The 21,281-nt window shown below is 62.0% G+C and carries 17 protein-coding genes; 2 read left to right on the top strand and 15 right to left on the bottom strand.

Features of this window, described 5'->3' with window-relative positions:
• The first annotated feature begins 63 nt into the window (after positions 1-63).
• Both VG543_RS17230 and VG543_RS17225 read left to right on the top strand, forming a co-directional pair.
• Entirely contained in the window at positions 64-1,422 is a 1,359-nt protein-coding gene (locus VG543_RS17230) for a phosphomannomutase (protein ID WP_423179020.1), read from the top strand.
• 16 nt (positions 1,423-1,438) lie between these two features.
• Entirely contained in the window at positions 1,439-2,842 is a 1,404-nt protein-coding gene (locus VG543_RS17225) for a mannose-1-phosphate guanylyltransferase/mannose-6-phosphate isomerase (RefSeq protein ID WP_197575759.1), read from the top strand.
• A 74-nt stretch (positions 2,843-2,916) separates the two neighbouring features.
• On the opposite strand, the gene VG543_RS17220 is transcribed toward VG543_RS17225, so the two are convergent.
• From VG543_RS17220 to VG543_RS17150, 15 genes are all read right to left on the bottom strand, one after another.
• Entirely contained in the window at positions 2,917-4,083 is a 1,167-nt protein-coding gene (locus tag VG543_RS17220) for a nucleotide sugar dehydrogenase (protein ID WP_197575760.1), read from the bottom strand.
• Positions 4,084-4,101: 18 nt separating this feature from the next.
• A complete protein-coding gene (locus VG543_RS17215) occupies positions 4,102-5,418 on the bottom strand; it encodes a hypothetical protein (RefSeq protein WP_197575761.1) in 1,317 nt (438 codons plus the stop codon).
• Between the two features lie 13 nt (positions 5,419-5,431).
• On the bottom strand, positions 5,432-7,486 hold the full coding sequence (locus VG543_RS17210) for a hypothetical protein (protein ID WP_329846620.1): 2,055 nt from the start codon (positions 7,484-7,486) through the stop codon (positions 5,432-5,434).
• Positions 7,487-7,503: 17 nt separating this feature from the next.
• The gene (locus tag VG543_RS17205) at positions 7,504-8,103 is read right to left on the bottom strand and encodes a hypothetical protein (protein ID WP_099588611.1); all 600 of its coding nucleotides are present in this window, start codon (positions 8,101-8,103) and stop codon (positions 7,504-7,506) included.
• The gene (locus VG543_RS17200; RefSeq protein ID WP_099588612.1) at positions 8,100-8,498 is read right to left on the bottom strand and encodes a GtrA family protein; all 399 of its coding nucleotides are present in this window, start codon (positions 8,496-8,498) and stop codon (positions 8,100-8,102) included. The genes VG543_RS17205 and VG543_RS17200 overlap by 4 nt, the downstream gene beginning before the upstream one ends.
• The gene (locus VG543_RS17195; RefSeq protein WP_197575763.1) at positions 8,482-9,420 is read right to left on the bottom strand and encodes a glycosyltransferase; all 939 of its coding nucleotides are present in this window, start codon (positions 9,418-9,420) and stop codon (positions 8,482-8,484) included. Before VG543_RS17195 ends, VG543_RS17200 begins: the two co-directional genes overlap by 17 nt.
• 10 nt (positions 9,421-9,430) lie before the next feature.
• Positions 9,431-10,381, bottom strand: a complete 951-nt coding sequence (locus VG543_RS17190) for a UDP-glucuronic acid decarboxylase family protein (protein ID WP_099588614.1) — start codon at positions 10,379-10,381, stop codon at positions 9,431-9,433.
• Positions 10,382-10,503: 122 nt separating this feature from the next.
• The gene (locus VG543_RS17185) at positions 10,504-11,427 is read right to left on the bottom strand and encodes an NAD-dependent epimerase/dehydratase family protein (RefSeq protein ID WP_197575764.1); all 924 of its coding nucleotides are present in this window, start codon (positions 11,425-11,427) and stop codon (positions 10,504-10,506) included.
• Positions 11,405-12,445: a GDP-mannose 4,6-dehydratase gene (gene gmd, locus VG543_RS17180; protein ID WP_099588615.1), complete on the bottom strand. Its 1,041-nt coding sequence runs from the start codon at positions 12,443-12,445 to the stop codon at positions 11,405-11,407. The genes VG543_RS17185 and gmd overlap by 23 nt, the downstream gene beginning before the upstream one ends.
• A 101-nt stretch (positions 12,446-12,546) precedes the next feature.
• Entirely contained in the window at positions 12,547-15,063 is a 2,517-nt protein-coding gene (locus VG543_RS17175) for a glycosyltransferase family 4 protein (RefSeq protein ID WP_423179019.1), read from the bottom strand.
• Complete coding sequence (locus tag VG543_RS17170; RefSeq protein WP_423179018.1) at positions 15,060-16,529, bottom strand: FkbM family methyltransferase; 1,470 nt, start codon at positions 16,527-16,529, stop codon at positions 15,060-15,062. The genes VG543_RS17175 and VG543_RS17170 overlap by 4 nt, the downstream gene beginning before the upstream one ends.
• A 15-nt stretch (positions 16,530-16,544) precedes the next feature.
• Positions 16,545-17,786 (bottom strand): ABC transporter ATP-binding protein, encoded by a 1,242-nt coding sequence (locus VG543_RS17165; protein ID WP_423179017.1) that lies wholly within the window; start codon positions 17,784-17,786, stop codon positions 16,545-16,547.
• Positions 17,783-18,577 (bottom strand): ABC transporter permease, encoded by a 795-nt coding sequence (locus VG543_RS17160; protein WP_197575767.1) that lies wholly within the window; start codon positions 18,575-18,577, stop codon positions 17,783-17,785. The genes VG543_RS17165 and VG543_RS17160 overlap by 4 nt, the downstream gene beginning before the upstream one ends.
• A complete protein-coding gene (locus VG543_RS17155; RefSeq protein ID WP_423179016.1) occupies positions 18,570-19,925 on the bottom strand; it encodes a glycosyltransferase family 4 protein in 1,356 nt (451 codons plus the stop codon). The genes VG543_RS17160 and VG543_RS17155 overlap by 8 nt, the downstream gene beginning before the upstream one ends.
• Before the next feature lie 59 nt (positions 19,926-19,984).
• Entirely contained in the window at positions 19,985-21,160 is a 1,176-nt protein-coding gene (locus tag VG543_RS17150) for a cystathionine gamma-synthase (RefSeq protein ID WP_197575769.1), read from the bottom strand.
• Positions 21,161-21,281 lie beyond the last annotated feature (121 nt).

Raw genomic sequence — 21,281 nt, 5'->3', positions numbered from 1 at the left:
ATCACTCGTCCTTGCATTACCTATCGCTATAATCCCGGGTCAACCCGTGTAAGGACTGCATTGATGACGCTTCCGTGTTTCAAGGCCTATGACATCCGTGGCCGCGTTCCGGATGAACTGGATGAACGCCTTGCCTGCCGTATCGGCGCCGGCACCGCCGCGTTGCTGGGCCCGGGACCGGTGGTGGTTGGACACGACATCCGCTTGAGCAGCCCCGCGCTGCTGCAGGCCGCCATCAAGGGCCTGACCGCCAGCGGCCGTGACGTCATCGACATCGGCATGTGTGGCACCGAGGAGGTCTATTTCCAGACGTTCCGCCGCCATGCCGCCGGCGGCATCATGGTCACCGCCAGCCACAACCCGATGGACTACAACGGGATGAAGCTGGTGCGCGACGGCGCCAAGCCGATCAGCGGTGACACCGGCCTGTTCGATATCCGCGATTTCGCCGCCTCCGATGCCCCGCTCGGCAACGGCACTGGAACCGTGACCCAGGATGCCGACAAGTCGGCCTATATCCAGCACCTGCTCGGCTATGTCGATCGCGCCAGCCTGACGCCGCTGAAGATCGTCACCAATTCCGGCAACGGCGGCGCGGGACTGGTCATCGACCAGCTGGCTCCGCACCTGCCGTTCGAGTTCATCCGCATCCAGCATGAGGCCGACGGCAGTTTCCCGAACGGCATCCCCAATCCGCTGCTGCCGGAGAACCGCGCGGCCACGCGCGATGCCGTGCGCGCCCATGGCGCCGACTTCGGCATCGCCTGGGATGGCGACTTCGACCGTTGCTTCTTCTTCGATGCCGAAGGCAACTTCATCGAGGGCTACTACCTGGTCGGCCTGCTGGCCACCGCCCTGCTGACCCGCCAGCCGGGCGGCAAGATCATCCACGACCCGCGCCTGACCTGGAACACCGTGGAAATGGTCGAGCAGGCCGGCGGCGTGCCGATCATGAGCAAGACCGGCCATGCGTTCATCAAGGAACGCATGCGCGCCGAAGACGCCATCTACGGTGGTGAAATGAGCGCGCATCACTACTTCCGAGAATTCGCCTACTGCGATTCGGGGATGATCCCGTGGTTGCTGATCGCACAGCTGGTATCCAGCACGGGTAAATCGCTGGGCGAGCTGGTCGCCGACCGTATGAAGGCTTACCCGTGCAGCGGCGAGATCAACTTCCGCGTGGACGATGCCAAGGCCACGGTCGCGCGCGTGCTGGCTCATTTCGAGGCTCAGCAGCCGGTCCTGGATCGCACCGACGGCGTCAGCGCCGACTTTGCCGAATGGCGCTTCAACCTGCGCAGCTCCAATACCGAACCGCTGCTGCGGCTGAACATCGAGACCCGTGGCGATGAAGCATTGCTGCGGGACCGAATCCGCGAGCTGACCGCCCTGATTGGCGGCACGCCAGCCAATCACTGAGAAGGACATACTTCGCATGACCCCAATTGTCCCCGTCATTCTGTCCGGCGGCTCGGGCACGCGGCTGTGGCCGCTGTCGCGCGAGGCCTATCCGAAGCAGTTCCTGCCGCTGGTCGGCGATGACACCATGCTGCAGGCCACCTGGAAGCGGGTTGCTTCCATCGCCGGCGCGGCACCGATCGTGGTCGCCAACCAGGAGCACCGCTTCATGGCTGCCGAGCAGCTGCGCGAGTGCAAGGTGCTGCCGCAGGCACTGATCCTCGAGCCGGTAGGCCGCAATACCGCTCCGGCCATCGCGATCGCCGCGCTGCAGGCCTTGGCAAATGGCGATGACGCGCTGCTGCTGGTGCTGCCGTCCGACCACGTGGTCCGCAACGAAGCGGCCTTCCACGCGGCGGTCAAGCAGGCCGCCCTCGCTGCCGAGTCCGGCAAGCTGGTCACCTTCGGCATCGTGCCGACCGCACCGGAAACCGGCTACGGCTACATCAAGGCCGCTGCAGGCGAAGGCGTGCGCGCCGTCGACCGTTTCGTCGAAAAGCCCGATCTGGCCACCGCCGAACAGTACGTCGCTTCCGGCGAGTACTTCTGGAACAGCGGCATGTTCCTGTTCAAGGCCTCGCGTTACCTGAAGGAGCTGGAAGCCCTGCAGCCTGCGATCCTGGCCGCCTGCCGCCAGGCGCTCGACAAGGCCGCCCGCGACAACGACTTCATCCGCCTGGATGCAGAGGCCTTCGCCGCCAGCCCGAACGACTCCATCGACTACGCCGTGATGGAAAAGACCGCCGACGCCGCCGTCGTACCGCTCGATGCCGAGTGGAACGATGTTGGATCGTGGTCGGCGCTGTGGGAGGTGTCCGACAAGGACGCCGACGGCAATGCCTGCCATGGCGATGTGATCGCCCTGGACTGCAAGGACAGCTACGCTTATGGCAATCGCCTGATTGCGATGGTTGGCCTGCAGGACATCGTGATCGTTGAAACCGATGACGCCGTGTTCGTGGGCCACAAGGACCGCGTACAGGACGTCAAGGAGATCGTCGGCCAGATCAAGCGCAATGGTCGCAGCGAAGCCGCCGCTCACCGCAAGGTCTACCGCCCTTGGGGCGCCTACGACTCCATCGACAACGGCGCGCGGTTCCAGGTCAAGCGCATCACCGTTAAGCCAGGCGCAACGCTGAGCCTGCAGATGCACCACCACCGTGCCGAGCACTGGATCGTGGTCAGCGGCACTGCCGAAGTCACCCGTGGCGATGAGGTGATCCTGCTGTCGGAGAACCAGAGCACGTATATTCCGCTGGGCGTGACCCATCGTCTGAAGAACCCGGGCAAGCTACCGCTGGAGCTGATTGAAGTTCAGTCAGGCAGCTACCTAGGTGAGGACGACATCGTGCGTTTCGAAGACAGCTACGGGCGCGCCTGAGCCCTTCCCGCGTCACGCATGAAAAAAGGCCGGGAACATGACTCCCGGCCTTTTTCTTTCCCGCTTGGCAACGATCAGTTGTCGCCGAACAGATCGCGCGTGTACACCTTGTCAGAAACGTCGAGCAGTGAATCCGCCATACGGTTGCTGATGATCACATCCGCTTCCTGCTTGAACGCCTGCAGGTCATTGACTACCCGCGAATTGAAGAACTCCGCCGCATCCAGAACGGGCTCGTGGACGATCACGTCCACGCCCTTGGCCTTGATGCGCTTCATGATCCCCTGGATGCTGGAGGAACGGAAATTGTCCGAGCCCGCCTTCATGATCAAGCGGTAGACGCCTACGACCTTGGGCTTGCGGCGCAGGATATCGGCTGCGATGAAATCCTTGCGCGTGGTGTTGGAATCGACAATCGCCCGGATCAGGTTCTGTGGAACGCTCTGGTAGTTGGCCAGAAGCTGCTTGGTATCCTTGGGCAGGCAGTAGCCGCCGTAACCGAACGATGGGTTGTTGTAGCCTCTGCCAATGCGTGGATCCAGCGAAATGCCTTCGATGATCTGACGGCTGTCAAGGCCATGAGTCTGCGCGTAGGTATCCAGTTCGTTGAAGTAGGACACCCGCATCGCCAGGTATGTGTTGGCAAACAGCTTGATGGCTTCTGCTTCGGTTGAATCGGTGAACAGCACCGGGACATCCTTCTTTTCCGCCCCGGCTTCGAGCAGCGCCGCGAACGTCTTGGCCGCCTCGGAATGGTCGCCGACGATGATCCGGGACGGATGCAGATTGTCGTACAGGGCGCGGCCTTCACGCAGGAATTCCGGCGAGAAGATGATGTTCTGGACACCGAACTGTTCACGCATCCGACGGGTAAAACCCACGGGGATGGTCGACTTGATGATCATCGTCGCCGACGGATTGATCGACAGCACCTTCTTGATGACGCTTTCAATCGAGCCGGTGTTGAAGTAGTTGGTTTCCGGATCGTAGTCCGTCGGTGTGGCGATGACGACAAAATCAGCACCTTCATACGCTTCGTACGGATCAAGCGTTGCACGGAAGTTCAGCGCGCCGCCCGCCAGCGCGCTCTGAATATCTGCATCGACGATCGGCGATTCACCGCGGTTGAGTTTTTCTACCTTGTCCCCCAGCACATCCAGCGCCACGACTTCATGCTGCCGTGCGAGGAGTACGCCATTGGAAAGTCCGACATAGCCGGTGCCTGCGATTGCGATTTTCATGGTGCTCTCGGTCAAATATCAGGGAAGGGCGGAATTCTTTGCTGCGACAGACAACGGCCGGGGCGCAGGATCCCGCCCGAGCGAGCCAATTAGTTCACGAGCCAGCAGGTAGCCGACAACGAGCAGATTCCAAGCCGCGTAGGGCCAGCGTACGTTGCTCATCATGTGCCAGAAACTGCCGGTGACGAAAGGCCGCCATAGCGCGCTGAACTCAGGCACATACCAGCACAGGTACTCCTTGGAATAATTGTCAGCCCAGCATGCATCCATCTCCTCCTGACCGTACAGGTAGCCATCGACAGCAACCCAGGCAGACAACACCAGGATAGCTGTGACCAGCAATCGCCGTGGCCACGCGACGGCACGATCCTGCATTGCCAGGGCGATAAACAGGCAAGCAGGCGCGCAGAGATAGAGAAAGAATCTCGGACCCCAGAAGGCACCGCCGTACCACGCCCACCACTTGGAGTAAAAGAGGATGGGCAGCGCCAATGCAGCCAACGCAATCCACGTCGCGCGCGCATCGAGCTGCAGCATCTCCCGGACGCGACGGCTCAAGACAAGAACCAGCGCGGGAATATAGAAAACCAGTCCCTTGCCGAAGGACATCAAGAGGGATAGGACGCCAAAGAACATCGGATAGCTGAACCCGGGGCGCCCTGAGTAAGGCAGGACAGTCGCGAAGCCGTGCTCGCCATCCGAGAGGTAACCAGAGTCAAAGCCGCGGTACTTGATCAGCGTCTCGCCCAGAAAGATCGCTCCTGCGATCAAGAGCGCAAGCATTGGCAATGGATTGCGACGCACGAGCAGCCATACGAAAGCAACGGCGGCGAAGGGGACAAGCAATGCCGGCGTAGTGACACAAGCCAGCGCCAGCAGCAACACCGCGATCAAGGAACGATGACTGATCCAAAGGATCCCCAGCAACAGGCACAGGCTGGTCAACACCTCGCCGTAATAGTGCTGCAGATGGTGGGGAAACATCGACGCCGCCATCATCAGGAGCAACCATGCACGGCCCGTTTCCGGCGAATAGCGCCGGGCCAGCTCGGGATAGGCAGCGGCTCCCATCACCAGAAAAACCAGGCCGTTGAAGTAGGCGACCAAGTGTGCCGGATCGATACCCACGGCATTGGCCAACCACGCCAATGGCATGGAAAGCGCGGGCTGGATCATCGAGAACTTCGAATAGCCCCCGCCCTCCCCCAACCAGTACTCGATGGTCTGGTAGCGGACAGCAGCATCACCCAAGATGGCAGGGTGAAGGGTCAATGCGATGACCACGACACCGGCTGCGATCAGGCCCCATTCGATGGCAGGACGGCTGGACTTCATGCGAATGCGTTGCTCAGGGGTTCGGTGGTCTTGCGGCATCAGGCTCGGCGACGGCCGGCTGCATGCCATGATCGTGCAGCCAGGCACGCCCCTCCAGCACGCCGCTTACCGCCAGACGTGCCCTTGGTTCCTGCCTATCCGGAATCTTGAACGTCGTGATGAAATCAGAGCCAGGTGCAACATTCACCCCACCTGTCGGATCCACGCGTTCGGTCCAACGCGCCGAATCGGGGCCTTCGGCATCGGTAAACCACTGCCATGAAAGCCTGAAGGGTGCGTGAGACCTGGAGGTCAAGAAGTGATCGCCACCATTGTGGATACGCACCTGTACGGAATAGCCATCTGACTGACGCCGCAGCGTAACGACCTGGATCGACACACGCGCCATTTCCGTCAACCGCATCTGGCTTAGGGGTGTGTCCGAAGGCTCAGGATGGCGCACGATCTCCAGTGAGTCCGCCATTTCCAACGGCAATGCAAGATGCAGCCTTTCTGCAAAGAATGCCTTGGCTGCCCCTATTCGTTGCTCTGCCTGTTGCTCGGGCGACGCTTCAACGTTGGCGGTGTAGCCCGGCGGACTGTTACCAGAATAGCCATTAAGTGTCGGCCTGCCCAGCGATTGGGCCAGAATCACTCCGTCCAGTTCATCCTCGTAAAACGGCACTTCGGGTCGCAATGGATTGAAAATCACCGCATCAACGGATAGCTGCGAGGGCAGCTGGGTGCGCAGACCTGTATCGTGTAGACGTGCGGTCTGGATATCGAAATGGACCGTGTGCATCGACCCGGACTCAGCCACCATCGCCAACGCGAAGGCACCAGCAACAAGCAGTCCTGCTTTTCCCTTTGTTCGCAAAGCATCCACGCCGACAGCAACAAGCAGCGCGACTGGCAGGGCCAGTACCAAGCCGATGCGTGCCATGGCGCGGATCGAGCCAACACCTGGCAATTTGGCCAGCAGCATATAGAGGGATACGCCCCCCACACTCAGGGTCAGCGCCACCACGATGACGATCGCGCCCAGCGCAACCCATCGTGATGGCAGCCGTGACATGAACAGGCCGACGCCCATCAACCCCAGAATACCCAGACCAAAGAAAATCTGTTGCTCATGGCGCATCGGCATGCGCGTGGCCAACTGCTGACTGAGACCGCCCCACACTCCCGACGAATCGGCCAACAGGTAACTCTGTGGCCGGGGCAGCAGCGAAGCGATCTCCGCCGCAGCGCGCTGGAAACCGTATAGCTTTGAATAATGCAGGTACGGGTACATCAGCACGGCGATCATCACCGCTGCGGCCACGATCGTCAGCGAGGCCAGGATCAGCTCGCGCCGGACAACACCCTGTGGGTAGTGCTGCCATTGCTCGAACCATTGACGAGGCCCCCACCCTTCCAGCAGCCATTGCGCCAGCGCCCATGCCGCCAGAAAAAGCAGCATGAAGTAGCCCAGGTAGATGGAGATATAGAACTGTGCCGCAACCGCGAGCGCGAGCGCCGCCAGCCATCGCCAGCGTCCATCTCCGCGGAAGCACTGCCACAGTAGCAGGCCGATGGGAATCAGGAAGCGATACGTCAGCTGCGCGTGGCCATACCGCGCAACCACCGGCATCGCGAAGGTGAATGCGAACGCCGCCAGCGCGCTGGCCAGCGGCGAGAAGCGCAGCCGGCGGAAGACGTAGTGGCTCGCCACGAAATTCAGCAGGTAGCCGCAGAGGAACCACAGGTCGAATGCCTGGTAACGGTCCCAGCCCAGCGCGCGGAAGATCGCGTAGATCCACGCCGTTCCCCAGTGGTTGTCCGAGAAGGTCAACGCACCGGGCATCGGGTAGAAAAAGCCCGGGCTCACCAAGCTGGCTTCGTGCCCGCCCAACCAACGGTAGAAATGCTCCAGCACCACATTGTTGAAGCGGGCATCGCCCAGGTCGCCGGGCACGCACTGCAACTGGCAGGTCAGCGCCAGCGGCACCAGCCAGAAACCGACAATCAGCAGCAGCAGCGGCCACACCAGCCGAGCAACGCTTGCCGTGTTGCCGGGCGCTTGGCCGGAATCAGGCATGGACAGCATGCTCGGCCTCCGGGGCGTCAACGGCAACGGTAGTCGTTGCTCATGTGGCTGTCGCGGAATGGATCCGTCAGCGCGTCGGTGTACTGACCCATCAGCAGTCGGTGGGTCGGCAGCAGGTTCCGGCGGTAGAAGCGGCTGAACGAGGCAAGGCGCTCACCGCGCGGGGTCAGCTTCACGCAGCCATGCTCGATATCGATCGTACCGGACTGCAGTTGCTCGGTCAGGCGGACTTCCACGAGGTGATGCTCGCGTACGTATTCCTCGGTGAAGACCTGCCTGAACGCATCCTCGCGGATGCCACCGCCACGCTGCTGCAGTTTCTCCAGAATGTAGAACGACAACGAGCGGTCGATCACCGTCGGCACCGAAATGGCGAACAGGTATCCGCCCAGCAACCAAATAGCGGCCAGCTGGATCAGTTCCAGGCGACTGAAATCACGGAAGCACTTGAGCAGGTACAGCGTGCCGAAAACAACCACCAACGCGATGAGTGCATCCAGGATGCTGGCGTACAGAACCACATTGACGCGGAAATAGCGCATGTGCAGGTAGTAGGTCAACAGCAGAACGGCAATGAAGGCAACGGTGGCCAGGATGGCGCGCAGGTACTTGTTCATTTGAACACCACGAATTTGTTCGCAAGGAAACTGAAGGCCATCTGCATGCCGGTGGCAAGCAGGAAGCCGATGCGGTAGTCATAGCCGAGCCGATCGGCCCAGACATACATCACCAGGGCATGCAGGACGGCGATGGCGGCGTAGACCAGCAGAAATAGCGAGCCCTGCTTCACCACGCTGCCCTGCTGGCCGCGGAACACGAAGTAGCGGCTGCCCAGAAAGGACACCGAAATGCCGAACACGGCGGCGATGGCATTGGCGATCCCAGCCAGGGGAATGTGCAGCACTTCGATGTTGAAACGCAGCACGCTGTAATGCACTACCGTAGCGACAACGCCGTTGATCAGGTACCTGATCAACTGGCCACCCAACGCGCGCTCAGGCGCGGCGGGCATGCTGTACCTCATCGACGAATTCACGATAACTGCCTGCGACCAGCACCCCGCCGCTGCGGATCATGCCCGAAAGCATCAGGATGATCAGCGTAAGTGCCGCTGTCTGCAGGAACACCAGCAGTAGGATGCCGAAGGCCAACGAGAACCAGCCAGGCGTAGCGAAGCCCATCGTCTTCAACAGCAATGCCACCACGCCACCGACCACTGACAGGCCCGCTACGAGCGTGCAGGCAATGCCCACGCGCACCAATACATCCTCGGCAAATACCATCAGCGCGCGGAAGCCATGCAGGGCCAGGCCAACGAAGTTCATCTTGCTGCGCCCGGCATAACGCGCGCCACGATCCAGTGCACAGGTCTGCACGCGCAATTTGGAGCCGAGCACAGCAGCCGCCACGTGCGTCCACAGTTCCTGCATCGAAGACAGGCGGCGCACCGCCGGCATCTTGGCAGCCATGAAATTACCGAAGCTGATCTTGCGCCCGCTCAGCAGCGAGAACAGGAGCTTGTAGACGATGTAGAACGACTTGAACTTCAGCGATTCGACCCGGCTCTTGCGGGTAGCCACAACCACGTCGACATCGGGCGATGACAGCCCACCGACCAGTTCAGTGATGCTCTCAGGTGTGTCTTCGCCATCGGAATCCATCGAGATGACGATCACATTATCATCGAAATGCTCTGCAACGTAGCTTAGGCCGATGGCAATGGCGCGTTGATGCCCGACGTTGCGACGCAGCTTGATCACCACGCCTTCCAGTGCGGCTGCCTCAATGGCCGACACCTGCAACGGCTGGCGAACTGAACCATCATCCACCGCCACGACATAGGTATCCGGACCCTGGGTACGCGCCAGTTCCAGGAACAGCTTCGAGGAAGCTTCCAGGTCCTCATACACTGGCATCACCACAACCTTGCGCATCGTTGCGTCCTCAGGCCTGCAGGCGATGGCGGAAGTAGGCAATGGTTTCCTTCAGGCCGTCCTCCAGCGCGACCTTCGGCTCCCAGTCGAACGTGGCCTTGGCCAGGCTGATGTCCGGCTGGCGCTGCTTGGGGTCATCAGACGGCAGCGGGCGATGCTCGATCTTCGAGGTGCCACCAACCAGACGCAGGACGGTTTCAGCCAGCTCAAGCATAGTGAACTCACCAGGGTTGCCGATGTTCACCGGCCCGGTGAAATCGGCCGGCGAATTCATCAGACGCAGCATGCCTTCGATGAGGTCATCGACATAGCAGAAGCTGCGGGTCTGGGTGCCATCGCCGTAGATCGTGATGGGCTCGCCCTTCAGCGCCTGCACGATGAAGTTGCTGACCACGCGACCGTCGTTGGGATGCATGCGCGGGCCGTAGGTATTGAAGATACGCATCACCTTTATTTCGAGCTGGTGCTGGCGCCAGTAGTCGAAGAACAGAGTTTCGGCACAGCGCTTGCCTTCGTCGTAGCAGCTGCGGATGCCGATCGGGTTGACCCGGCCCCAATAACCTTCGACCTGCGGGTGGATTTCCGGATCTCCGTAGACTTCGCTCGTGCTGGCCTGCAGGATACGAGCCCCGACACGCTTGGCCAGGCCCAACATATTGATCGCACCGTGCACACTGGTCTTGGTGGTCTGCACCGGATCGTGCTGGTAGTGCACAGGCGACGCCGGGCAGGCCAGATTGAAAATGCGGTCAACTTCCACGTAGAGCGGGAACGTCACATCATGGCGCATCAGCTCAAAACGCGGATGGTTGAGTAAACCGTCAACGTTCGCCTTGCTGCCAGTGTAGAAGTTGTCCACGCACAGGACGTCATGACCTGCATCGATCAGACGATCACACAGGTGGGATCCAAGGAAACCGGCGCCACCAGTTACCAGAACGCGTTTTTGTTCTTCAGCCATGATCGATGCAATCCTCGGGATCGGTGGTTGCACTCCGGAGCAGGCCGCCATGACCCGCTTCCGGGATAGCCCCAGTCATTCAGTAATTGTATGCCAAGTCCGCGCCAAGTCGGCGGGAAGTCCTACAGGGCAGCGCCCAGCATCCAGGCCAGCGTCTCCTGCATTGGCGGAACCTGCCAGTCGCCTATCAGTCCCCGCAGGCGCTCGTTGCTGCCCAGCAGCACCTTGACTTCGTTGGGTCGGACAAAAGCCGGATTCACCCGGATCTCCAGCTGATGGCCGGTCAGTTCCGCGCACAGCATGACAATCTCGCTCAGGCTGAGGCCACGGCCCGAGCAGACATTGACCACCTGCCCCCCAGCGGGCACCTGCAAGAGCTGCCTGTAGGCGGAAACCACGGCCCTTACATCGCCAAAATCTCGGGAGACCTCCAGGTTGCCCAGTTCCATCACCGGCAGCCGCCGGGCGAAATGAGCGACAATTTTCGGTACCAGGAACTGCTCTGCTTGGCCGACACCGGTGTAGTTGAACGGCCGGACAATAGTGATCGGCAAGCGCTCACGCCACAGGCCCGCCACATGCTCCATGGCCAGCTTGCTCACCGCGTAGTCGTTGGCCGGCTCAGGCATCGTATCCTCGTCCAGGATACCGCTGGAGCGATTGCCGTAGATATTGGCACTGCTGGCCAGCAGGACGTGTTCGGGACGATGCCCGGCTTGGTCCAGGGCGGCGAGCAGGTGGCGTGTCCCCATCAGGTTCACGCTGTAGAAGTCCTCGACCTTACCGTGGCCAACGAAAGCCAGCGCGGCCAGATGCACGACGATATCCGCGCGCGCCTCGGCTACGGCAGCCGTCACCGCCACAGCATCTGTCAGATCGGCAACGACATGGTCATCAGCAGCGCTGGCTGCACCCTGCCCGCTCAACGCAACAATATGACAGCCCTGCGCACGCAGTTCCTCCACCATGTAGCGTCCGGTGAAGCCGGACGCTCCGGTGACAAGAACCCGCTTTCCGTTCAGGTCAGAACGAGAAACCACGCTCATTCCTCTTCAGGTCGGCTTCGACCATCATCTGGCACAGCTGTTCCAACGTGGTCTGGGGCTTCCAGCCCAGGATGCGCTCGGCCTTTTCCGGATTGCCGATCAGCAGATCGACTTCCGCCGGGCGATGGAACTTCGGATTGATGCGCATCACGGTCTTGCCGCTCGCGGCATCGATGGCAACTTCGTCGATATCCCTGCCCTTGAACTCGACGTCGATGCCGGCCCCCTTGAACGCCATGCTGACGAAATCGCGGACGGTTTCGGTACGGTTGGTCGCCAGAACGAAAGTGTCGGGCTGATCGGCCTGCAGCATGCGCCACATGCCTTCCACATATTCCTTGGCAAAGCCCCAGTCGCGCTTGGCATCCAGGTTCCCCAGCTCCAGGCAGTCCAGCTGGCCCAGCTTGATCTTGGCCACCGAGTCGGTGATCTTGCGGGTCACGAACTCGCGGCCGCGCAGCGGGCTCTCATGGTTGAACAGGATGCCGCTGGAACCAAAGATGTCATAGCTCTCGCGGTAGTTCACCGTGATCCAGTGCGCGTAGAGCTTGGCCACGCCGTAGGGACTGCGCGGGTAGAACGGGGTGTCTTCCACCTGCGGCACGGCCTGCACCTTTCCGAACATTTCCGAAGTCGACGCCTGGTAAAAGCGGATCTTCGGGTTGACCAGGCGAATCGCCTCCAGCAGGTTCAGCGCGCCCACACCGGTAATCTGCGCAGTGGTGGTCGGCTGTTCAAAGCTCACGCCGACGAAGCTCTGCGCAGCCAGGTTGTAGATCTCGTCCGGCTGGATTTTCTGCACCATGGCCAGCGAGGTGCCCAGATCGGTCAGGTCATACTCGACCAAGTGCAGGTTCGGGTGATTGGTGACACCCAGTTCGTCCAGGCGCCAGAAATTGACGGAGCTGGTGCGGCGATAGGTGCCATACACCTCGTATCCTTTCTCAAGCAGCAGTTCGGTCAGGTAAGCACCGTCCTGGCCAGTGATGCCGGTGATAATCGCCTTCTTATTGCTCATTCCGATCTCTCTTCAAAAGTCTGGTTTGGCGGGTTCCGCCAGATCGCGGGGGCAATTGTCGCCTGCGCCCCCCGCTCGCCCATGCAACGGTGGATCATAGCTCAGGAGCTGGTGAGGGACCGGTCCACGGTGGCGAGATCCTGCAGCAACACCCGCTGCAGCTGTGCGGCGCTCTGGGTCCAGGTCAGCCAGGGCATGCGGTCTGAACGGGTTTCGGCCCCCTTGGCCCGAAGTGGCAGCCATTCACGGACGGCTTGCGCGATTGGGGCGTCGCCGTACCCCGAGAAGAAGTGTGCATGCCCACCCGCCACTTCCCTAAATACGGGAATATCGCGGGCGATGATCGACAGACCACGCTGCGCGGCCTCGATCAGCGGCAAACCAAACCCCTCACCTTCCGAGGCAGCCATCAGGCAGCTGGAATTGGCGTAGATCGCGTCCAGGTACTCGTCACTGGCACTCTCGAACCAGAACAACCGGCGACCGAGTCGCGCATGGCCCGCCAAGCGGCTGCACAACGCGTCAACCAACCAGCCCTTGCGTCCGACGATGACCAGATTCACGTCATGCCCTTCCGCCCATAGCGTCTCGAAGGCCGACAGCACCATCGCATGACCTTTACGGGGTTCGATCGTCCCTACCATCAGGAAACTGGGTACGGCGGCGATCCGCGCGGTCACGTGCCCGGCATCATCCGGAAGCCCCTTCGATGGCACGCTGCCATCCAGGTCGGCACCCAGGTGGAACCAGTCAATCGAGGCCAAGCTCTGAACCTGCTGCTCGTCCATCCAGGCACGGACATCATCGGCCACAGCCCTGGAAATGCAGATGAGCTGGTCTGCGCAACCGAGGATTTCCCGCAGCCACGCTTCATGGTGCTGACCCCCACCGCCTGGCCACCACTGCGGATGCCGGACCGGCAGGATGTCATAGACAACGAAGCTGATCTTCACACCACTGCGGCGCAGGTAGCGGAACCACTCACTTCCCACCCTCACCGCAGAACCTGTCAAATCCAGCCCCAGGAACACATCGCCCGCGTGGCACACCACCGGCAGATCGGCCTGCTGCGGCAGACCCAGCAACGTCGCTGCATACATGTTGGCGCAGACGTACTGGCCGGTACTACGATCCAGCCGCACCAACTGCAGCCGATAGCCTGTGGGCGGCAATTTTGCCCATTCGGCCACCACCGCACGCGTGACACGCTGGATGCCCGTGCGCAGATCCTTGTCCGCAAGTTCGGTCACATCAACCAGCAGCTGCGGCTCAGCCATGCAGCTGCGATCAAGCGCATCCGCAGCCAACAGTAGATCGGTCCTCTGGGCATCGGGGAGCGCGCCCAGGCGGGTTGTCGCGATGTTGATCGCTGCCTCGGGCGAGATGCGCTCCAGCCCCAGTCCAACCACGTGCTCGCACGCATCGACGAAGACCGAGGCCACCTTGTCCCACGAGAACGCCTGCGCCCGCTCCAGTGAATAGTCACGCAGGCGCTGGTTCTCTTCCGGATTGGAGAGGAAGTGAGCCATGCGCGCACGGAGCGAATCGACATCCATGGGATCAAACAACGCGGTGGGTTCCGTTGCGATCTCACGGATGCTTGAAGCGTCCGATGCAATGACCGCCGCACCGCAGGCCATTGCCTCCAGCACTGGCAGCCCGAAGCCCTCGTGCCAGGATGGGAACGCGAAGAGGCTGCATTCGTTGTACAGCGCCACCAGCTGCTCATCGGACACATAGCCAGTGAAGACCAGATCCCGTTCCGCCAGGCCCAGTGACGCCGCAAGGCGCTTCAGCTCATCCACGTGCGGCGCGGGCATGTGCCCGGCGAACACAAGCTGCATGCCGGCGCGCAGTTTCGCATCCAGGCCTGCGTAGGCTTCCACCAGTCGCGGCAGATTCTTGCGACGATCCGCGCCGCCGGTATACAGAACGAAGCCAGCGGCCACCCCGAATGCAACGCGGGTCAGAATGCGCCGGGAGTCCAGCGTATCCATCGGACGGAACACCGGGTCGCAGGCAGCAGACATATTGAAGATGCGCTCTGCGGGGAAGCCGGCGACCTCATGTGCTTCCCGCGCCGAGCTTTCGGAAATCGCTACCAGCGCATCGGCCCGCGACAGCTGCTCCAGCTTCCCGTGATAGAACTCGCGATAGCGCGGATCCGGATCCAGGTACAGCTTCGGATTCATCAACGGAATCATGTCGTACAGCGTGACCATCGTCGGCACGCGGCAGTGCTGGTTGATGGTTCCCACCGCATTGTCGGCAAAGCCCTCAAAAAGGCTGGAGACATGCACGATATCCGGCTGCAGCGTCGCAATCGCCGCCTCACGCACGATTTCAGCCTGCTCCCGGCGAAGCGTATTCTCGCTTTCACGCTGGGCAACGGGCAACGGAACGTGCAGCACGTGGATGCTCTCCCTCGGCAGCAGACCGGCGAAGGCCTCGCGGATGTGATCGATGCCTTCGGGGAAGGCGCCATTGACCAGAAGGTGGACGTCGTGGCCCCGCGCATTGCGTGCCACCGACAAGGCCAATGACAACGAGTACCGGCCGATGCCACGCAGGCGACTTTCGCCTTGGGCGCCCTGCAGGTCCAGAAGAATCCGCATCATCTGCTCTCCGTGCGATTGCCAGCGGCGATATCCGTGTAGAACGCCCGTCCGCGCACGGACAGCTGCTCCAGGGCCTGCACTTCGGTGAGGCCCTCGAACGAACCAACCCCGCCAACCAGACCTGCATGCTGCAGGGTCCCCGGCACCTGGGCAATGATCCGGTTGTTGACCGCCACCGATATCAGCTTGGCATGCAGTCGCGGCACCCGCTTCAGCAGCGAGTTCAGCGGACGCGCGACTGCCGGGCGCTGGGCAACACGACGCATGGCCGCGAGCACCACCCGGCGCGCAAACATCGTGGGCTGCGTGAACAGATACTTCAGCCCGCGCAATGGTCGCGTGATCCGCCAGGACGTGCTGGTCAGAAGCGCGTGCACGACCTCGTTCAGGCGTGCGACTTCAGCGTCGCGACGTCCGATCTCAACGGCGAACACCTGATTCTGTGCCACTGCCCGCTGGAACTCTTCGCGGTGCTCTCCTGCAGCTTCGACAATCAAGCTCTTCTCGCGATGGAAAGTGGCTTCCGACGCACGTTTCGCCTTCAGCTCTCCTTCCAGCACTTCGATCTTCCGGGCCGCTTCGGCCAACTGCACATGCTGCCGGGCCTCGACTTCTGCAGCGGCCGCCCGCTGTTGCGCTGCTGCTTCGGCAGCGGCCGCCCGCTGCTGCTCTGCTGCTTCGGCAGCGGCCGCCCGCTGCTGCTCTGCTGCTTCGGCGGCAGATGCTCTCTGCTGTGCCATGGCTTCGGCAGCAACTGCATTGGCGGCCGCACAGAACGCCGATTGTGGTGCCAGGACGAAATCGTCGAACACATTCGGGCCACACGTCAGCGCAGTGGCCAGCTCAGGATGCGCGTCGCTCACATAGAAGCGGTTCAGTCCATCGAAGTACGCAAAGGAATAGCCCTTGGCCAGCACCATCGGATCCCACAGGTGGTGGTTCAGTTCCGGACTCTGTGGCCGCGTAGCCTCGACCACCAGGACCCAGGGCCGATGCGGTCCGTTCCAGCCCTCGATGACCTCCCGCTCGGCGCCTTCGACATCAATCTTGAGCCAGTGGATCTCGCCGGGACCGGACATCTCGAACACACTGTCCAGCGTCACCGCGGGCACGCGCACTTCGCTGACCTTGAAGCCGGCATCGCGATGTTCCTGGGCGATGCCCTCATCCAGCGTGCTCAGACCGGTGTCGGCGACGTCAAAGAAACGGAGCTCACCCGGGCTGTTGGTAACAGCCACCTGCAGCACCTGTTCATCGGGACGCCGCGTTCGCAGCAGATCCGAATAATGCTGGGTCGGTTCGACATGGATGCCGCGCCAACCACGCTCGTAGAAAACAAGGCTCACAGAGTCAACGTCCGGGCTCTGTGCGCCGACATCGATGTAGCGGCCGCCTTCGATGTGGCCCAGTACGCGCCACAGGATGACATCTTCAAAATTCTGGGCGTAGGAAATGAGCTTGGACATGATTACCCGGAGAGTTCAGAGGACGGCGCTGCGTTCGACAGAAAACTCGGCGTCCAGCCAGTTGCTGCCAATGAACATGGGGTGATCCGCATTCATCACCTCGAATACCAGTAGATTGTCGACCCATTCGAAGTTGTCGATCATGTGGGTGTCACTGCTGACCAGTGCCGGCGAAACCGAGTACGAACCCGGCCCCATGCGGCAGGTGAAATCCAGCGTGTAGCGCAGCCGTTCGCCTGCCGACACGTTGCTCTGAACCTGCTCGGTGTGCCAGGTATTACTGCCCCAGACCACATGCCCCTGCTTGTCGCGGATCATGAAGCCCAGCACCAGACTGGGCAGTGGCGCCCGCACTTCTGCTTCGAGCACCAGCCTGAGCTGCTGTCCGACCATCGCCAGAGCAACCTCATTGCCAGTGCCTGCGTCGACCAGTTTGAGGCTGCTGACCACGGCCTGGCCGCTGCCACTGCGAGTCGTGACCCAACCCGACTCGTCACGACGCTGCTCAACGCTGAGCTTCTCGTTCTCCTTGCGGGCGATCAGCGCATTGTAGAAATCGATCACCTCGTCCGGTGCACCGTCCTTCAGCACCTGTCCCTTGTCGAGCAGGATCACCCGGTCACACAGAGCCTTCACGTCGCCGGGGCTGTGGGAAACCAGCATGATCGAGGTGCCTTCCTCGCGGAAGCGCCGCATGCGGTCGAAGCTCTTGTGCTGGAAGTAGCTGTCACCCACCGAGAGGGCTTCGTCGACGATCAGAAGGTCTGGGGTGAACGCCGTTGCGACCGCGAATGCGACGCGCACCTGCATGCCACTTGAGTACGTCCGCACCGGCTCGTCGAAGTACTCACCGATCTCCGCGAACGCTTCGATGCCCGGCATGGCTTCGGCGATCTGCTCCTGGCTGTACCCCATCAGACCCGCGGAATGGAAAGCATTCTGCCGGCCCGTAAGGTCCTGGTTGAAGCCCATTCCCAGCTCAAGGATGGCCGCGACCCGGCCGGTACACTTGACTCGCCCCTCGGTCGGCTGTGCGGTACCGGTGATCAGCTTGAGCAACGTGCTCTTGCCGGCACCATTCTGCCCGATCACACCCACCGCTTCGCCGGGCGCGATCGAGAACGACACGTCCCGGAGGACCCAGTGCTCTTCGCGCGGGCGGGTTGGCAGGCCGAACCAGCTCGCTGCGCGCAGCCATTCGCTGCCCCACACCCGGTAGGCCTTGCCTACGCCTTCAACACGCAACTCACCACTCATAGTGCATCCACCATCTCGGGACTGGCACGACGGAAAACGATCAACGATGCCAGCGCCAGCACGCATGCGGCGCCAACCAGCCAGGCCAGGTCAGCCCACACCGGCGGTTGGTCGTAGAGCAGGACGTTCTGGTAGCTGCTCACCAGCGGGTACAACGGATTCAACTTGAACAGGCCCTGCACGTGCTCAGGCAGGATGCGGATGTTGTAGACGATCGGCGTCAGCCAGAACAGCGCCTGCAGCACGACGGGCACCACCTGCCCGATGTCACGCATGAACACGTTCAGCACACCCAGCAGCAGTCCGATCGACATCGCAAAGAAGAGCGTGATCAGGATCAGGATCGGCAGCCAGAGCGCTTGCGCTCCCGGGTAGTGGCCGAGCACGGCGAACACCACGAAGATCGCAACGAGCAGCAGAAGGTTGTTGACCAGCATCGTGCCGCCGGCGATGAAGGGCAGGCAGATGCGCGGGAACGCCATCTTCTTCATCAGGTTGCCGCTGTCCACGAACAGCGACACGCATTTGCCGACCGTCTCGGAGAACATGCTCCAGCACAGCGTCCCCGCCATCAGGTACAACGCATAGGCGTACTTGTTGTCGATGCCGGGCAGCTTCGCCGAGAGTACCTCCGACAGGATCGTGGCAAAGATGACGACCTGCATCAGCGGGTGGATGATCATCCACAATGCGCCGAGTTTGCTGCGGATGAAGCGGACCCGCAGTTCATTTTTGATCGACGAAAGGATGAAATACCGGTAGGCCCAGATGGACCGGATCATGTCACTCATTACCTGCCTCGTGCTTCATTGTCTGCATGGTGTCCTGCGCGGTACGTGCGTTGGCCTGAAGCTGGCGAACGCGTTCAATGAGGCCGCTGGCAGCGGCCTGGGTGGATAGGATTGCTTCGACGCGGGTGCGTCCTGCCTGCCCCAGCTCGGCGGCGAAGCCCGGGTCATCGGCCAGCCGGCGCATCCACGCTGCAGCCATCGGCACCTGCGCGTCGGCCCAGCGCTGCCCCTTGCCCGCCGGGTATTCCCCTTCACGCACGGGAACAAGTGTGAAATCGACCAGTCCGGCCGAATCGGCATCCATGAATTCCATGTTGCCCGACCAACCGGTGGCGATCACCGGCTTGCCCATGGCCATGCATTCGGCCAGGCCCAGGCCGAAACCCTCGGCGCGGTGCAGCGACACATAAGCGTCGCAGCAACGCTGTAGTGCATTGAGATGCTCGCGTGCGATGACCTCGTCACGGATGATGATGCGCTCGTCGCCATCGACGAGGGCCAGCAAATGCTTGAGCAGATGCGGGAAGCGATGGCCATTGCTGCTCTTGACCAGCAGGCGGACATCGCGGCGCTGCGTTGGGAAGGCCTCGCGGAAGGCACGGATCACCGCTTCGGGGTTCTTGCGCTCCATCCGTGAGCTGAAATCGAAGGACGTCAGGAAGACAAAGGCGTCCTCCGGCAGGCCGAAGTCCACACGCTGCAGCCCACTGTCGTTGAGGACACCCAGCGGCATCGGAATTCGCATCACCGGCTTACGAGTAGCATGAACCACGGCCTTCTCGACGAAGCCTGTGGCCACCATCACTTCATCCACCAGCTCCAAGGCCGGCAACCAGCTGTCAGGCAGGCGTTCAAGCTCCCAGAACCAGCAGGCGATGAGGTAGCGCCCCTGCCCGCGGGCCAGCGAGATGCTCGCCAGGGCCTGCGCCAGATAATCCGGGTTGACGAAGATAATGGTGACCGCGTGCGGCATCGTATCGTCGAGGTACGCATCAAGCGCATGGTCGTCGCGGGCGTTCGGCAGGCCAAGATCGATGTCGCGAAGCGCCACCGGCACACCCTGTTCGATCAATGCGCGCGCGTAGCTGCGCGCAGCTTCAGCCAATCCGAACTGACCATGGATATAGCCGAGGATGTTGACCCCGGGCACGTCCGCTCCACGTCCTGCTGCGCCAGCAACAACGTCGCCGACAGGCTGCAGCTGTCTCTCCCAGGCTGCGGTGCGCTCGAAGCGCGTCCGCGCCTGCAGTCGCCGCGAAAACAATCGCAGCGCACCTTCGCGCAGGCCGGTCGGCAACAGATGGTAGGCACGACGCAGCCACGCCTGACTGCGCAGCCACGCAAGCATGCGTACCGATGCAGCAACCGGAGAGGAGTCTGGGGGCGTCATGGAGGACAGGGGTGCGGTCAGCCGCCCAACGCCTTTTCCAGATCCACCTGCAGATCCCCCAACTCCTCAACACCCACGCTCAGCCGCACCAGCGCATCGCTGATGCCCAGCTGCTCCCGGCGTGCGACCGGGATCGAGGCATGCGTCATCACCGCCGGGTGGTTGACCAGGCTTTCCACACCGCCCAGCGACTCGGCCAGGGTGAACAGCTCGGTCTTCTCGCAGAAGCGCTTGGCCGCCTCGAACCCACCCTTGAGTACGATCGAGACGATGCCGCCGTAGCCGGCCATCTGCTTGCCGGCCAGCTCATGCTGCGGGTGCGAGGCCAGGCCGGGGTAGATCACCTTCTCCACCGCCGGGTGCTTTTCCAGCCACTGCGCCAGCGCCAGCGCGTTGGCGCAGTGCGCCTTCATGCGCAGCGGCAGGGTCTTCAGGCCACGCAGGGCCAGGAAGCTGTCGAACGGGCCCTGCACGCCCCCCACCGAGTTCTGCAGGAACGCCATCTGCTCGGCCAGTTCGGCGTTGTCGCCAACCACCACCATGCCGCCGACCATGTCCGAGTGACCGTTGAGGTACTTGGTGGCCGAATGCAGGACCAGGTCCGCGCCCAGTTCCAGCGGGCGCTGCAGCATCGGCGAGGCGAAGGTGTTGTCCACCACCACGATCAGGCCATGGCGCTTGGCGATGGCAGCGACCGCGGCGATGTCCACGATCTTCAGCATCGGGTTGGTCGGGGTCTCGATCCACACCATCTTCGTCTTCGGCGTGATCGAGGCTTCGAACGCCGCCAGATCGGTCAGGTCGACGAAACTGAAATCCAGCCCGGCGGTGCGGCGACGCACGCGCTCGAACAGGCGGAAGCTGCCGCCGTAGATATCGTCCATCGCCACCACGTGGCTGCCGGCGTCCAGCAGCTCGATCACCGTCGAGCTGGCCGCCATGCCCGAAGCGAACGCAAAGCCACGGGTACCGCCTTCCAGCGACGCCACGCAACGCTCATAGGCGAAACGGGTCGGGTTGTGCGTGCGCGAGTACTCGAAGCCCTGGTGCTCGCCCGGGCTGGACTGGGCATAGGTCGAGGTGGCGTAGATCGGCGGCATCACCGCACCGGTACTGGGGTCGGGCGACTGGCCACCGTGGATGGCCAGCGTGGCCAGGGCCAGCGCACGGTCGGGCGAAGAGGAGTTGGACATGTCGTTTCCTGAATGGCGCCGACGTGCGGCGCCGTCAAAGGATCGGGAGTCTATCAGCGCAGCCTTAACGAGCTTTGACGCGAATAAACCGGAATTCAGCGGTGAACTGCCGTGATCGGCG

This window comes from Stenotrophomonas sp. CASM101 (genome assembly GCF_049384845.1).
GTDB lineage: Bacteria > Pseudomonadota > Gammaproteobacteria > Xanthomonadales > Xanthomonadaceae > Stenotrophomonas > Stenotrophomonas hibiscicola.
The sequence above is the reverse complement of the archived record's forward strand: the minus strand, read 5'-3'. Positions and strand labels throughout refer to the sequence as shown.

What these genes read in the sequence shown, in the direction of transcription:
- VG543_RS17205 (WP_099588611.1), bottom strand. Translation starts at nt 8,103, where the DNA reads ATGAACAAGTACCTGCGCGCCATCCTGGCCACCGTTGCCTTCATTGCC.
- VG543_RS17200 (WP_099588612.1), bottom strand. Translation starts at nt 8,498, where the DNA reads ATGCCCGCCGCGCCTGAGCGCGCGTTGGGTGGCCAGTTGATCAGGTAC.
- VG543_RS17175 (WP_423179019.1), bottom strand. Translation starts at nt 15,063, where the DNA reads ATGATGCGGATTCTTCTGGACCTGCAGGGCGCCCAAGGCGAAAGTCGC.
- VG543_RS17160 (WP_197575767.1), bottom strand. Translation starts at nt 18,577, where the DNA reads ATGAGTGACATGATCCGGTCCATCTGGGCCTACCGGTATTTCATCCTT.
- VG543_RS17185 (WP_197575764.1), bottom strand. Translation starts at nt 11,427, where the DNA reads ATGAGCGTGGTTTCTCGTTCTGACCTGAACGGAAAGCGGGTTCTTGTC.
- gmd (WP_099588615.1), bottom strand. Translation starts at nt 12,445, where the DNA reads ATGAGCAATAAGAAGGCGATTATCACCGGCATCACTGGCCAGGACGGT.
- VG543_RS17195 (WP_197575763.1), bottom strand. Translation starts at nt 9,420, where the DNA reads ATGCGCAAGGTTGTGGTGATGCCAGTGTATGAGGACCTGGAAGCTTCC.
- VG543_RS17155 (WP_423179016.1), bottom strand. Translation starts at nt 19,925, where the DNA reads ATGCTTGCGTGGCTGCGCAGTCAGGCGTGGCTGCGTCGTGCCTACCAT.
- VG543_RS17225 (WP_197575759.1), top strand. Translation starts at nt 1,439, where the DNA reads ATGACCCCAATTGTCCCCGTCATTCTGTCCGGCGGCTCGGGCACGCGG.
- VG543_RS17190 (WP_099588614.1), bottom strand. Translation starts at nt 10,381, where the DNA reads ATGGCTGAAGAACAAAAACGCGTTCTGGTAACTGGTGGCGCCGGTTTC.
- VG543_RS17170 (WP_423179018.1), bottom strand. Translation starts at nt 16,529, where the DNA reads ATGTCCAAGCTCATTTCCTACGCCCAGAATTTTGAAGATGTCATCCTG.
- VG543_RS17220 (WP_197575760.1), bottom strand. Translation starts at nt 4,083, where the DNA reads ATGAAAATCGCAATCGCAGGCACCGGCTATGTCGGACTTTCCAATGGC.
- VG543_RS17210 (WP_329846620.1), bottom strand. Translation starts at nt 7,486, where the DNA reads ATGCTGTCCATGCCTGATTCCGGCCAAGCGCCCGGCAACACGGCAAGC.
- VG543_RS17150 (WP_197575769.1), bottom strand. Translation starts at nt 21,160, where the DNA reads ATGTCCAACTCCTCTTCGCCCGACCGTGCGCTGGCCCTGGCCACGCTG.
- VG543_RS17230 (WP_423179020.1), top strand. Translation starts at nt 64, where the DNA reads ATGACGCTTCCGTGTTTCAAGGCCTATGACATCCGTGGCCGCGTTCCG.
- VG543_RS17215 (WP_197575761.1), bottom strand. Translation starts at nt 5,418, where the DNA reads ATGAAGTCCAGCCGTCCTGCCATCGAATGGGGCCTGATCGCAGCCGGT.
- VG543_RS17165 (WP_423179017.1), bottom strand. Translation starts at nt 17,786, where the DNA reads ATGAGTGGTGAGTTGCGTGTTGAAGGCGTAGGCAAGGCCTACCGGGTG.